This is a genomic window from Streptomyces melanogenes (assembly GCF_014649795.1).
Taxonomy (GTDB): domain Bacteria; phylum Actinomycetota; class Actinomycetes; order Streptomycetales; family Streptomycetaceae; genus Streptomyces; species Streptomyces noboritoensis.
This window is the reverse complement of record NZ_BMTS01000081.1, coordinates 1-1,243: the sequence shown is the minus strand read 5'-3', so window position 1 is coordinate 1,243 and position 1,243 is coordinate 1. Positions and strand designations below refer to the sequence as shown.

Sequence of the window (1,243 nt, the reverse complement as noted above, 5' to 3'; positions counted from 1 at the left end):
CGGTTGGCCTCGTCGCGGACGGCGGCCGGGATCCCGTCCAGGTTGCCGAGGATGTCCGGGCATGCCGCGAGGTACTCGTCGCGCTGGGCCTGGGACAGGTGGGTCCACCAGTCGTGGCGTTCGGCCGGGGTGCCGCCGGTGGGGATGGTCTTCTTCAGGTACTCGCCGGAGACCTTGCGTACCGCCGCCAGGTCCGCCGCCGCGTCCTTCCACGTCGACTCGGTCACGTCCAGGCCGGGCTCGGCCTTCAGGCGGTTCAGGGCCGTGCTGAAGTGCTCGTCGGCCTCGCGGGCCGCCGTGAGCACGCGCAGGATGCGGTCCGCGATGTCCTGGGCCTTGCCGAAGTTCGGGTTGGGGTTGATCAGGCCGGGCTGGGGCGCGTTCGGGGTCGGCGGGCGGGAGAGCAGCAGGGAGCCGCCCGTCACGCTGCCGCCGGGGATCGGCTGGTTCGTGATCAGGTTCGTGCCGCCGGCCGGGTAGCTGACCGAGCCGTCCGCCGCGACCGTGAAGCCCAGGCTCGCCGCGTCGTCCAGCGCGTCCTTGAGCTGGCCCTGGAAGCCGACCAGTTCGTACACGAGCGAGCTCACCGTCGTACGGACCAGGCCGCACTCGGTGCGGATGTAGTCGTAGTTGCGGTCCAGGCGCCGCAGGCGGCCGATGGCGGCGGGCGCGGCCATGCCCTTCTGCGTGGCCTCCAGGCCCCGGACCATCTCGTCGCTGATCCGGTCCCGGGCCGCGTCCGCCTGCGTACTGACCGCGGCCCAGCCGTCGGCGGCGTCCAGGAGCTCGTCGCACTTGAGATCGTGCAACTGCTTCCAGGTGAGCACGACGGTCACCGCTTCCCGGAGTACTGCGCCAGCGCCGACTTCACACCCGCGTCCACCTCACCCTGCGCCCACGCCGTCTCACGCAGAACCGGCTCCAGCGCACCGCACTCGGTCTGGACAGCCGTCAACCGCTTCTCCCACGACGCCAGTACGGACGTGAGCGCCGCCATGCTCGAAAGCCCCGCCGTCCCCGCCTCCGCACCCGTATGCGCCGACGTCAGCTTCGCCTTCGCGGTGGCCGTATCCGTCTGGAGGGAGTGCGCCGCACCCGCCGCGTCCGACCACGGCTTGGCACTGTGCTTCAGCTCACCGGAGCCACCACCGCCCGCCGCTCCCGCCGACGCGAGCGTCATGCCCCGGGGCTGCCCCGCCTGATCCAGCAACCGCTGCCAGCTCTGCGCGTACACGTACTCCCC

1 protein-coding gene and 1 pseudogene are annotated in these 1,243 nt (G+C 71.9%); both read right to left on the bottom strand.

Annotated features, from left to right (window positions below; translation table 11 throughout):
- Positions 1–836 (bottom strand): annotated as a pseudogene (locus IE252_RS42830) (alpha/beta hydrolase); the annotation flags it as partial.
- A partial coding sequence (locus IE252_RS42825) for a hypothetical protein (RefSeq protein WP_190094928.1) occupies positions 833–1,243 on the bottom strand: 411 nt, incomplete at its 5' end. The gene IE252_RS42825 and the pseudogene IE252_RS42830, both read right to left, overlap by 4 nt.